The sequence below is a fragment of the Streptomyces sp. NPDC048479 genome, from assembly GCF_040651435.1.
Classification (GTDB): Bacteria; Actinomycetota; Actinomycetes; order Streptomycetales; family Streptomycetaceae; genus Streptomyces.
In genome coordinates this window covers 91,111-102,585 of sequence record NZ_JBEZKA010000025.1, presented here as the reverse complement: position 1 = coordinate 102,585, position 11,475 = coordinate 91,111, and the positions used below count along the sequence as shown (strand labels likewise).

At 69.8% G+C, this 11,475-nt stretch carries 9 protein-coding genes; 4 read left to right on the top strand and 5 right to left on the bottom strand.

The window, feature by feature from the left end:
* Positions 1 to 134 precede the first annotated feature (134 nt).
* Genes AB0D12_RS31455 through AB0D12_RS31435 form a run of 5 tightly spaced genes read right to left on the bottom strand, consistent with a single transcriptional unit; the run spans position 135 to position 5,556 of the window.
* Positions 135 to 1,445, bottom strand: a complete 1,311-nt coding sequence (locus AB0D12_RS31455; protein ID WP_362690284.1) for a DUF58 domain-containing protein — start codon at positions 1,443 to 1,445, stop codon at positions 135 to 137.
* An 11-nt stretch (positions 1,446 to 1,456) separates the two neighbouring features.
* Positions 1,457 to 2,440 (bottom strand): MoxR family ATPase, encoded by a 984-nt coding sequence (locus AB0D12_RS31450; RefSeq protein ID WP_362690281.1) that lies wholly within the window; start codon positions 2,438 to 2,440, stop codon positions 1,457 to 1,459.
* On the bottom strand, positions 2,437 to 3,636 hold the full coding sequence (locus AB0D12_RS31445) for a DUF4350 domain-containing protein (RefSeq protein ID WP_362690278.1): 1,200 nt from the start codon (positions 3,634 to 3,636) through the stop codon (positions 2,437 to 2,439). The genes AB0D12_RS31450 and AB0D12_RS31445 overlap by 4 nt, the downstream gene beginning before the upstream one ends.
* A complete protein-coding gene (locus AB0D12_RS31440) occupies positions 3,633 to 4,322 on the bottom strand; it encodes a DUF4129 domain-containing protein (RefSeq protein ID WP_362690274.1) in 690 nt (229 codons plus the stop codon). The genes AB0D12_RS31445 and AB0D12_RS31440 overlap by 4 nt, the downstream gene beginning before the upstream one ends.
* Before the next feature lie 4 nt (positions 4,323 to 4,326).
* Positions 4,327 to 5,556, bottom strand: coding sequence for a hypothetical protein (locus tag AB0D12_RS31435; protein ID WP_362690271.1), 1,230 nt, complete (start codon positions 5,554 to 5,556; stop codon positions 4,327 to 4,329).
* Between the two features lie 182 nt (positions 5,557 to 5,738).
* Here AB0D12_RS31435 and mtnA point away from each other — a divergent pair, with 182 nt between their 5' ends.
* The 4 genes from mtnA to AB0D12_RS31415 are packed head-to-tail and all read left to right on the top strand — an operon-like array spanning position 5,739 to position 11,462.
* Positions 5,739 to 6,887 (top strand): S-methyl-5-thioribose-1-phosphate isomerase, encoded by a 1,149-nt coding sequence (gene mtnA / locus AB0D12_RS31430; RefSeq protein WP_362690268.1) that lies wholly within the window; start codon positions 5,739 to 5,741, stop codon positions 6,885 to 6,887.
* A gap of 4 nt (positions 6,888 to 6,891) precedes the next feature.
* Positions 6,892 to 7,581 (top strand): two-component system response regulator MtrA, encoded by a 690-nt coding sequence (gene mtrA / locus AB0D12_RS31425; protein WP_187438793.1) that lies wholly within the window; start codon positions 6,892 to 6,894, stop codon positions 7,579 to 7,581.
* A gap of 1 nt (position 7,582) precedes the next feature.
* On the top strand, positions 7,583 to 9,616 hold the full coding sequence (mtrB, locus tag AB0D12_RS31420) for an MtrAB system histidine kinase MtrB (protein ID WP_362690263.1): 2,034 nt from the start codon (positions 7,583 to 7,585) through the stop codon (positions 9,614 to 9,616).
* Positions 9,606 to 11,462, top strand: coding sequence for an LpqB family beta-propeller domain-containing protein (locus AB0D12_RS31415; RefSeq protein WP_362690260.1), 1,857 nt, complete (start codon positions 9,606 to 9,608; stop codon positions 11,460 to 11,462). Before mtrB ends, AB0D12_RS31415 begins: the two co-directional genes overlap by 11 nt.
* Positions 11,463 to 11,475 lie beyond the last annotated feature (13 nt).

The following is an 11,475-nucleotide window of genomic DNA, read 5'->3' as shown; positions in this document are numbered from 1 at the left end:
AGGGGGGACCCTGTGGGAGAGTAGGACGCCGCCGAACAATCATTGTGGGAAAGCCCCGCACCGTCATGGTGCGGGGCTTTCCTGCGTTCAGGACCCATTGCTTCAACCCCTCTCAATTCATGTGGCGCCCGCCCTTAGAGACGGCCGGCGGCCTTCAATGCCAGATACGCATCCGCAAGGGCAGGGGCGAGTTTGTCAGGAGTGGCGTCAACGACCGTGACTCCGTGGCGCTGGAGCTGTTTTGCTGTGCGGCGGCGCTGAGCCTGGGCCTGAGTGCCGGCCGCGGCCTCGTACACGGCCTCGACGGTGCCTCGGGTCTTGGACATCTGCTCGATGTGGGGGTCGGCGACCGAGGCCACGAGTACCGTGTGGCGTTTTGTGAGCTGAGGAAGGACCGGGAGCAGCCCCTCCTCGACGGGCGCGGCGTCGAGGCTGGTCAGCAGAACAATGAGGGCGCGGCGCGGGGCGCTGTGCAGCGCCGTGGCGCTGAGGCCCCGTGCGTCGGTTTCAACGAGTTCGGGTTCCAGCGGAGCGAGGGCGTTGACCACGGCTGGCAGCAGGTCGCCGGCTGAGCGGCCTTGGACCTGGGCGCGGATACGGCGGTCGTAGGCCAGGAGGTCCACGCGGTCACCGGCGCGCGAGGCGAGTGCGGTGAGAAGCAGTGCTGCGTCCATCGCCGCGTCGAGGCGCGGGACATCTCCGACTCGGCCGGCCGATGTGCGGCCGGTGTCGAGTACGACGAGGATGTGGCGGTCGCGTTCAGGGCGCCACGTGCGTACGGCGACGGTGGTCTGGCGGGCGGTGGCGCGCCAGTCGATGGAACGGGTGTCATCCCCGGGGACGTAGTCGCGGAGGCTGTCGAACTCGGTGCCCTGTCCGCGGATCAGGACGCTGGTGCGGCCGTCGAGCTCGCGCAGTCGGGCCAGCCTGGACGGCAGGTGTTTGCGGCTGGTGAAGGGCGGCAGCACGCGCACGGTCCAGGGGACCTTGTGGCTGCCCTGGCGGGCGGCGAGGCCCAGTGGTCCGTATGAGCGGACGGTGATGCGTTCCGCCTGGCGATCGCCGCGGCGCGTGGGGCGGAGGACGGTGGTGAGACGTCGGCGTTCACCGGAAGGGATGGTCAGCTTGTGCCGGGACGCGGTTTGTTCGGTGCCGGTGAGCCAGCTGCTGGGTGGCCAGGCGTCGCGGAGGTGGGCGCGCAGGCGGCGGGTGGAGGTGTTGGTGACGGTGAGCTGCACTTCCGCGCTGTCACCCAATCGAACTGATGTGTCACCGCTTCGGGTGAATCGGAGCGTTCGCACTGGCGCGGCGAGGGCGTAGTCGCACAGGATTGCTAGTGAGAGAGGCGCGTTCACGGCGAGCATCCCCGTCCAGCTCGGGGCGAGGACGCCGATGGGGAGAGAGCCGAGAGCGGCGAGAAGCGCTGTCCTTCCGGTGAGGGCCATGGGTCGCTGCCTCAGCGGGGGACGGGGACGTGGGTGAGGATCGCGGTGATGACGGAGTCGGCGGTGACTCCTTCCATCTCCGCCTCGGGGCGGAGCTGGATCCGGTGGCGCAGGGTCGGCAGAGCCAGGGCTTTCACATCGTCCGGTATGACGTAGTCCCGCCCGGTGAGCCAGGCCCAGGCGCGTGCGGTGGAGAGCAGGGCTGTAGCGCCTCGGGGAGACACACCGAGAGTGAGTGAGGGGGATTCACGGGTGGCACGGCAGATATCGACGACGTAGCCGGCGATCTCGGCGGAGACCGAGGTCTTGGCGACGGCGGCACGAGCCGCTTCCAGGTCGGCGGGGCCGGCCACGGGGCGCACACCTGCGGACTGGAGGTCGCGTGGGTTGAAGCCTTCGGCGTGACGGGTGAGGACGTTGATCTCGTCGTCGCGTGAGGGTAGAGGGATCGTCAATTTTAGGAGAAAGCGGTCCAGTTGGGCTTCGGGGAGAGGGTAAGTGCCTTCGTACTCCACCGGGTTCTGGGTCGCGGCGACCAGGAACGGGTCGGGCAGCAGGCGGGGCGTGCCGTCGACGGTGACTTGCCGCTCTTCCATCGCTTCCAGGAGCGATGACTGGGTTTTGGGCGGGGTGCGGTTGATCTCGTCGGCGAGAAGGAGATTGGTGAACACGGGGCCGGGCTGGAACGAGAACTCAGCAGTGCGCGCGTCGTAGACGAGGGACCCGGTGACGTCGCTGGGCATCAGATCGGGGGTGAACTGGACGCGTTTGGTGTCGAGTTCGAGGGAGGCCGCGAGGGTGCGCACCAACAGCGTCTTGGCGACGCCCGGTACTCCTTCGAGAAGGACGTGGCCGCGGCAGAGCAGAGCCACGACGAGACCGGTGACAGCGGGGTCCTGGCCAACCACGGCCTTGGCGATCTCGGTGCGCAGTGCCTCGAGGGAGGTGCGGGCGCGGTCCGAGTTCTGAGCTGTCTCGGGGGTCGGGGCGCTCATGAAGTGCGTACCTCTCTTTCGAGGGCGTCGAGTTGGTCTGCCAGACGGATGAGAGCGGTGTCGTCGGCTGGTGCCGGGCCGAAGAGCAGGGTCTTGAGGTCCCGGTCGCCGGCGGGGAGATGGGCCGACACCGCGGGGAGCAGGGCCTCGGGGGAGTGGGCGTCGATCGGGGGGACGCCGAGGAGCGGGGCGAGGCGGGTGCGGGCTGCCGAGCGCAGGGCTGAGGCCGCGCTGTCGCGGGCGTTCACCTTGCGGTAGAGGCGGGCGCGGCCCTCGGTGGCCTCGGAGGCGCGGATGGCCACGGGGAGCTGTTCGGTCACCAGGGGGCCGAGTCGGCGGGCGCGCCAGACGGCGGCCAGGACGGCGGCGAGGGCGAGTTGGAGAGTCCCCCAGAGCCAGCCGGGGGGGATCAGGTCGAGGAATGAGCTGTTGCCGCCGCCGTCGGTGCTGCCGTCAGCGGCGGAGCTGTCACTGAGCGAAGGGAGGTACCAGACCAAATGAGTGCGGGAACCGAGGAGTTGCAGGGCGAGGGAAGCGTTGCCGTGCTTGTCCAGACGGTGGTTGTAGAGGATGTCGGGGGAGCCGAGCAGGACTGTGTCGCCATCGTTCGCGTCGTCGATCCTGAGCAGGGTGGGCAGGCCACCGCTCGGGTAGCAGCTGTCGGCATGGGAAGTCCCGGTGGCGTACCGCTCACCGCCGAGGTCGGCATTGCCGGCGCCGCGCGCGGCGGGGAGGGCGCACTGGGGGGTGCGCGCCGAAACCGGAGCTGGGGTCTCGGTGTGGACGCCGGGGGCCAGCGCGTCGATGGACACAGGACCGGCGGAGAGGAGGACTGTGCGTCCGCCGGACGAGGCGGTGGCGGTGTGGAAGGTCTGCTGCTGGTGGTCCGTCAGCAGGTCGGGAGCGGCGACGAGAAGCGTGGTATCGGGGCCGACTGCGGAGGTGGCCTCGTCGAGGGTGGTGACCACGCGGGTGGAGACGCCGCGGCCCTTGAGGAGTTCGGCCACCGCGCGGCTGCCGTAGCGGTCCGCGGACCGGGGGTCGAGGCGGCCGTGCTGGTCCCCGGAGCGCAGGGCGGCCATGGCGATCCCGGCTACTACCAGGATGACGAGCGCGAGGAGCAGGCCGCGAGTGCGGGTCCACACTTGGCGGGTGGTGGGAGACGTGGAGGTGGAGCTGAGGGTGGCCGCGGTCATTCGGCTGCTCCTTGGGCCGCGCCGGTCAGCCGGGGCTTCGCGCGCTCCAGCTCGACGTCCAGATCCCGAAGGCGTAGGTATGCCTGCCGGTCGGCGGTGCGGCCACCGTATGTGACGTCGTCGAACTCCCGGGCGGAGGCACGGAGTCCGTCGGCGTGGTCGGGGAGGGAACGGCCGGCCTCGGCGGCGGCCTCGTCGGCTGTGCGGCCCGGGCGCGGGTCGAGGACGACTCGTTCCTCCAGGGAGCGGACGATTGCCCGCATCCGTTCCTGGACGGCTTGGTTCCAGCGTCCGGCGGTGGCGTGTTTTTCAGCGGCCGCACGGTGTTCGGACGCGCTGCGGGGGCTGTCGTCGAAAAGGGTGTCTCCGGAGCCAGGGGCGCGTTGCGGCGTGCCAAGACGCCACCAGAGAGCGGCCACCAGGCCGATGACGACCAGGATGACGACGAGGAGACCGAGCGGACCGCCGGGGGCGGCGCCGGACGCGGCGTCGAAGATGCTGCCGACCCAGTCCCAGAAGCGGTTGAGCGCGCGCTGGAGGAGGCTCGGGTCGTTCTCGTGGTACATCGGTTTGGACAACTCCCGCTCCGCCGCCTCTCGGGCGGGGATCCGCGGAGTGTCCACCGGTACGTCATCGCCTGCACGGATCAGTAGCCGCGCTGTCGTCACGCCCCCCGTCGTGGACACCGCATCAGCTCCTGGTGGAGTTGTTGCCAGGCGGCTCGGAGCCGTAGCCGGGGACGCCGGCGGCACGTGCGAGTTCGAGGTCGAGGGCCTCGCGGCGGATGCGCTGGTCCACGTAGAGGAGGACCGTCACGCCGGCGGAGATCGGGTAGGTGATGGAGGAGGCGATCACCGAGCCGATTCCCGTGATGATCAGGAAGGGCCAGCCGAAGTCCGGGGTGGTCCCGGCGAAGAGGTCGCTAAAGCTGCTGCCGTCGACCGCATACGCGACGAGGCTGAACGGCACGGCGATGATCATCGACACCAGCAGGGTCAGCAGCAGCGTGAGCGCCAGGATCCCGAAAGTCCGCCACCAGGCGCCCTGGACCAGTTTGGCGGAACGGCGCAGGGACGGGATGACGCCCTGGCGCTCCAGCATCAGCGCGGGGGAGGCCAGGGCGAACCGGATCATCAGCCAGAGGATGACGCCGCCGGCCGCGAGGCCTCCGAGCAGGGCGAGCGCGATTCCCGCACCACTGCCGAGCAGCACGCCGGGGAGGATGCCCACGGTCATGATGGCGGCGCTCATAAGAGGCAGCAGCAGGGTCAGGCCCAGCAGCTGAGGCAGCCGGGGCCGGGCCTCGTGCCAGGCCTCGGAGAGCGTCACCGGGCGGCCCAGTACCGAGCGGCTGATCACCATGGTGAGAAGTGCTGTGGTGAAGAGCGTGCCGACCAAGGTGATCAGCAGCGACGGGCCCATGGCGAGCAGGCTGGACTGCAGCGAGTCCACGGACTGGCTGAGGGCTTCGGACGGGCTTGCGTTCGGGTCGACCTCGGGCGGATCCGGGAGCAGGTAGCGCTCGACCAGGATGTTGCAGATCTGGGAGATCACGGAGACGGTGATCGTGACGCCCAGCACCGTGCGCCAGTGAGCGCGCAGCGTCGACACCGCGCCGTCGAGGATCTCGCCGACACCGAGAGGACGCAGCGGGATGACGCCGGGCTTCGCCGCGGCCGGCGGTCGGCCCCAGCCGCCGTGAGGCTGACCGCCGCCCCAGCCGGGGGCAGGCGGTGGCCCCGGTACGGGGTCGGTACGAGGTGCGGTCGGAGCGGACCACTGTCCCGCGGGCGGCTGTGCCTTGGACCACTTCGAGGCGGGGCCGCTCTCGTCGGCGGGCGCGGCGGGCTGCGGCACGCCGGTTTCCTGCCCGTCGGAGGGAGCAGATCCGGGCGAGGCCCAGCCCGGAGTGTCGTTCACGGTCGTCCACCTCATGGCTTGGTCGCGGGGCCGGCTCGGCGAGCCGACACGTTCACGGTGCCCGTCCGCCCATCAAGGCGGCAGGTTGGCAGTCATCGTGCCACGCGTTGCCCGCTGGTGTGCGGGGCCCTGTGTCTCCTTCGTACCTTCATTGTCGGTGCCTCACGGGGCAGACTGGGCGGATGGCTGATCAGTACGTACAAAACCCGGCCGGCACAGAGCCGCCCACCCTTCCGGTTCTGCGCTGGGACGAGCCACCGGAAGGGCCCGTACTGGTGCTTCTCGACCAGACCCGGCTGCCTGCCGAGGAGGTCGAACTGGTCTGTACCGATGTGCCTGCCCTGGTGCGGGCGATCCAGACGCTCGCTGTGCGAGGGGCGCCGCTGCTGGGCATCGCCGGTGCGTATGGTGTGGCCCTCGCCGCCGTGCGGGGATTCGACGTGGATGAGGCGGTGGCCCTGCTGGAGAGTGCGAGGCCCACCGCGGTGAACCTGGGGCGCGGAGTGCGGCGGGCGGCGGGCGCCTACCGGGCGGCGGTGGACAAGGGAGCGGCCCCGGAGCAGGCGGCCCGGGCGGCGCTCGCTGCGGCCAAGGCACTGCACCAGGAGGATGCCGAGGACAGTGTCCGGATGGCTGAGCACGGGCTGGTGCTCCTTGATGAGCTGCTGCCGGGCGGCGGTCACCGGATCCTGACCCACTGCAACACCGGGGCGCTGGTGTCGGGAGGCGAGGGCACCGCGTTCGCGGTGGCGCTCGCGGCTCACCGGGTGGGCCGGCTGCGGCGGCTGTGGGTTGACGAGACGAGGCCGCTGCTGCAGGGCGCCCGGCTGACCGCCTACGAGGCGGCGCGCAGTGGAATGCCGTACACACTGCTCACGGACAATGCCGCGGGGTCGCTCTTCGCGGCGGGGGAGGTGGATGCCGTACTCATAGGGGCGGACCGGATATCGGCTGACGGATCGGTGGCGAACAAGGTGGGCAGTTATCCGCTGGCGGTGCTGGCGAAGTACCACCATGTGCCGTTCATCGTGGTCGCGCCGACCACGACGGTGGACCTGAACACGCCGGACGGGGCGTCGATAGAGGTGGAACAACGGCCGGGACATGAAGTGACCGAAGTCACTGCGCCGCAGATAGCGGCGGCCGGGGCCGGAGCGGACGTCGGGCTGCCGGTCGCGCCGCTGGGAACCCAGGCGTACAACCCGGCTTTTGATGTCACGCCCCCGGATCTGGTGACGGCGATCGTCACCGAGGAGGGTGCGTTGTCCCCGGTCACAGGGGGAGGAATCGCGGTGCTGTGTGCCAGGTCACGCCAGGTAACGATTAGCTAATGGGATGATGTCGATTATGAAGGGACGAGTCCTTGTCGTCGATGACGACACCGCACTGGCCGAGATGCTCGGGATTGTGCTGCGTGGTGAAGGTTTCGAGCCGTCGTTCGTAGCGGACGGCGACAAGGCACTTGCCGCTTTCCGTGAGGCCAAACCGGATCTGGTTCTGCTGGATCTCATGCTGCCCGGACGGGACGGCATCGAAGTGTGCCGGCTCATCAGGGCCGAGTCCGGCGTGCCGATCGTGATGCTCACCGCCAAGAGCGACACCGTGGATGTGGTGGTCGGCCTGGAGTCCGGGGCCGATGACTACATCGTCAAACCGTTCAAGCCGAAGGAGCTGGTCGCCCGGATCCGGGCGCGGCTGAGGAGGTCGGAGGAGCCGGCGCCGGAGCAGCTGGCGATCGGGGATCTGGTCATCGATGTGGCCGGTCACTCCGTGAAGCGGGAGGGACAGTCCATCGCTCTGACCCCGCTCGAGTTCGACCTGCTGGTCGCGCTCGCCCGTAAGCCCTGGCAGGTGTTCACCCGCGAGGTGCTGCTGGAGCAGGTGTGGGGCTATCGCCACGCCGCAGACACCAGGCTGGTCAATGTGCATGTACAGCGGTTGCGTTCCAAGGTCGAGAAGGACCCCGAGCGCCCGGAGATCGTGGTGACCGTCCGTGGTGTCGGTTACAAGGCCGGGCCGAGCTGACATGTCCCGAGGCAGTGTTGCTCCGAAGCCCGGGCAGCCGGGAGTCCGTGCGGGGCGGGCTGCCGGACCGGGGTGGGGGGCCTCGCGATTCGGCCGTCTGCTCCAGGGCGGACGGCCGCTCCAGGGCGGGGCGCCGGGTGGACCGGTGCTCCGGCTCGTCATGCGCTTGATCCGCCGTCTGCTGCTGCCCGCGGTGCGGCTGTGGCGACGGAACATCCAGCTCAGGGTGGTCGCGGGCACGCTGCTGATGTCGCTCGGTGTGGTGCTGCTGCTCGGCTTCGTCGTCATCGGGCAGGTGCGCAACGGTCTGCTCGACGCCAAGGGCAAGGCGGCGCAGAGCCAGGCGGCCGGTGGCTTCGCCGTGGCGCGGGAGAAGGCGAATGCCTCGGTGGGGCCCGGTGGGCAGGACGGTGCCGTCACGGACGGCCGGACCGCGCGGAGCTCCTGGCGGTCCGATCTGGTGGACCAGCTCGCCAGTGGCGGGCAGGGGGCGTTCAACCTGGTGGCGCTGAGTGCCGACTCCCAGGACGCGGGTTCCAGCCGTGCGCCCCGGACCTCGGGCGGTGTGGACCACACGAGCATTCCCGTGGCCTTGCGGGAAGCCGTCGACCAGGGCACCGGGACGTACGAGACGTACGTTCGGATCAAGTACAACAACGATGTGCACGAGCCGGAGCCCGGGCTGGTCGTCGGCACCCGGCTGAACGACATCGAGGGCAACCCCTACGAGCTCTACTACCTCTTCCCGCTGGCGCAGGAGGAGCAGTCGCTCAACCTGGTCAGGGGGACCCTTGCCACGGCGGGGCTGTTCGTGGTCGTCCTGCTGGGAGCCATCGCCTGGCTGGTGGTGCGGCAGATCGTCACGCCCGTGCGGATGGCCGCCGGGATCGCCGAGCGGCTCTCGGCGGGCCGGCTCCAGGAGCGGATGAAGGTCACGGGTGAGGACGACATCGCAAGGCTGGGTGAGGCCTTCAACAAGATGGCGCAGAACCTCCAGCTGAAGATCCAGCAGCTGGAGGAGCTCTCCAGGATGCAGCGGCGCTTCGTCTCGGACGTGTCGCACGAGCTGCGTACGCCGCTGACGACCGTACGGATGGCCGCGGATGTCATCCACGAGGCGCGCGTCGACTTCGACCCGGTGACCGCGCGCTCCGCCGAGCTTCTCGGCGATCAGCTCGACCGCTTCGAGTCACTGCTCTCCGACCTGCTCGAGATCAGCCGCTTCGATGCGGGAGCCGCGGCGCTGGAGGCCGAGGCGATAGACCTTCGCGAAGTCGTACGACGAGTGATCGGCGGTGCCGAGCCGCTGGCCGAGCGCAAGGGCACCCTGATACGGGTGACCGGTGACGAGCAGCCGGTTGTGGTGGAGGCCGATGCCCGGCGCGTAGAGCGTGTGCTGCGCAACCTGGTCGTCAACGCCGTCGAGCACGGCGAGGGCCGGGATGTCGTGGTGCGGATGGCCGTGGCCGGCGGCGCCGTCGCGGTCGCCGTGCGGGACTACGGCGTGGGACTCAAGCCGGGCGAGGCGACGCGGGTGTTCAGCCGCTTCTGGCGGGCCGATCCGGCGCGTGCCCGTACCACCGGCGGCACCGGCCTTGGTCTGTCCATCGCGGTCGAGGACGCCCGGCTGCACGGCGGCTGGCTGCAAGCGTGGGGCGAGCCCGGCGGAGGCTCGCAGTTCCGGCTGACCCTGCCGCGTACGGCGGACGAGCCGCTGCGTGGTTCTCCGATACCGCTGGAGCCGGAGGACTCGCGGCAGAACCGTGAGCGCGCCGATTTCGCGGGGCCGAAGACGAGCGGGCAGCTGCTGACGTCCGTGCCCATGCAGCCGGTGCTGGACCGATCGCCCCTGCCCGTACCACCGCGCGCCCCCGTGCCGCCCCGTACAGGGCCCGGCGGGGTGGATCCAGCGGCCCTTCCGGGCAACGGTGCCCGGGTGGTGGCACGCCAGGCCGGGGAGCGGCGAGACGGCGACTCAGCGCCACAGCTTTCTTCGGAGCGTTCGGAACGTGAGGACACGACTCGTGGGCGCTGATCCCCGTCGGACCGGCCGCACAGGCGCCGTGCGCGCGTCGGCGCTGCTCGCCTGCAGCGGTGTGCTGCTGGCCGGGTGCGCGTCGATGCCGGACAGCGGTGACATTCATGCGGTGAAGGCGTCCCAGCGTGCGGACTCCCAGGTACGGGTGTATGCGGTGCCGCCGCGGCAGGGGGCGACGCCGGCCGAGATCGTCGCAGGTTTCTTGGAAGCCATGACCAGCGACGACACGAACTTCGCCGTCGCCCGGAAGTATCTGACGCCGGATACGTCCAAGAGGTGGCGGCCGGAGGCGAGTACCACAGTGCTGACGGCAGCGCCGGACTCCGGACAGCCCGTAGCCGGTGGCCGGGACAACCCGGGCATGGACTATCCGCTCATCGGCAAGCAGATCGCGACGGTGGACTCGCAGCACGCCTATCAGGCGGTTTCACCCACCCCGTACCGCACGACCATTCACCTTTCGCTGCAGAACGGTCCGGACGGCAAGGAATGGCGCATCGACGCCCTGCCGTCGGGGCTGGTGCTCGGAGCATCCGACTTCCAGCGCAACTACCGTTCCGTTAACAAGTATTACTTCGCCTCCGCATCCAGGAGGAATGTGGTCGTTGCCGATCCTGTCTACATCCGGCAGCGACTGGATCCGGTGACCCGGATGGATCCGGTCACGCAGACGGTCAAGGCGCTGCTCGAAGGCCCGACCAACTGGCTGAAGCCGGTGGTCGAATCGCCGTTCCCTGCCGGTACGGCGCTGAAGGAGGGCACCAAGTTGCTGGCGTTCGACGACCGGAACGCGCTGAAGGTGCCGTTGAACGAGAAGGCGTCCAATGTGGGCCACCCGCAGTGTATGAAGCTGGCGGCCCAGATCCTCTTCACCTTGAAGGACCTTTCGGCCACTCGGATCGAGCAGGTGGAGATTCAGCGCGCGAACGGCTCACAGCTGTGCGTGCTCGACGGTGGCCAGGCGGAGGCGATCGCGCCGGACCACACCTCGGTCAGGCCCGTCAGCCAGTACTTCGTCGACAAGAAGAAGCAGCTGACGCTGCTGTCGGGCGGCGCCAAGGACATCAGCGAATCGCAGCATGTGCCTGGGCCGTTCGGCAATGGGCAGCTGCCGGTCGGCCTGGTCGGCGTGGCCCGCGACGAGCGCACCGCGGCAGCGGTTTCCACCGACTCCATCCGTCTTTTCGTGGCGTCCATCAAGGCGGGGAGCGAGGTGGGCGACGCGGTCGTGCAGAGCAAGGGCAAGGACGCCGCCCATCGCCTCTCGGCGCCCAGCTGGGACGGCCGGGGCGATTTGTGGGTGGCGGACCGCGACCCCAAGAATCCGGCGCTGCTGCGCCTCGCGGGCGGCTCCGGCGCACCGAAGAGCGTCAAGATCGTGCCGGGTATTGAGGGTGCGCGTATCGAGGCGCTGCGGGTGTCGGCGGACGGTGTGCGGATCGCGCTGCTGCTCACGAAGGACGGGACGACCACGCTGAAGATCGGACGCGTGGAGCGCCAGGGCGCCACCGACAACCCGGTGGTCTCCGTGGCGGATCTGCGGCCCGCCGCGCCCCAGATGGAGACCGTGACGGCCGTCTCCTGGGCCGGTCACAGCAGGCTCGTGGTGGTCGGCAAGGAGTCCGGCGGGGTCCAGCAGGTGCGCTACATCCAGACGGACGGCTCGAGTTCGGCCGCGAGCGTTCTGCCGGGGCTCAACCGGGTCAAGGCCGTTGCGGCGTCGGACGACGAGAACCGGCCCCTGGTGGCGTACTCCGAGGACGACGGCATCGTGTGGCTGCCGACCGGTGCCAACTGGCAGACGCTGGTCGAGGACGGATCGTCGCCGGTCTATCCGGGGTAGCGGAACCGGCCGC